The sequence below is a fragment of the Cobetia sp. SIMBA_158 genome (assembly GCF_046566945.1).
Lineage (GTDB): Bacteria > Pseudomonadota > Gammaproteobacteria > Pseudomonadales > Halomonadaceae > Cobetia > Cobetia amphilecti.
The window spans coordinates 1-240 of record NZ_JAWJYL010000995.1; the positions used below are offsets into that span (position 1 = coordinate 1).

A 240-nucleotide genomic window follows, 5' to 3' on the forward strand; every position below is an offset into this window, starting at 1 on the left:
GTTTAAAGTAATTGAAGGTGACAGTGTAAGGCAAAATATCAGCGCTAAAGATCGAGCTTTAGAGCTAATGCACTTTCTTACCGACGATAATATAGCGGCAATTATGCCCCCATGGGGTGGAGAGCTTGCCCTAGACGTTTTGCAATATATTGACTTTAACATAGTGAAAACGGCTAAACCTAAGTGGTTAGTGGGGTTCTCTGATGTTAGTACATTAGCATGTGTGCTCACTTCTCGATG

General features: G+C 41.7%; 1 protein-coding gene. It reads left to right on the forward strand.

Annotated features, from left to right (window positions below):
* Positions 1-240, forward strand: a 240-nt coding sequence (locus R2R70_RS22785; protein ID WP_410979315.1) for an LD-carboxypeptidase, incomplete at both ends; no start/stop codon positions are given.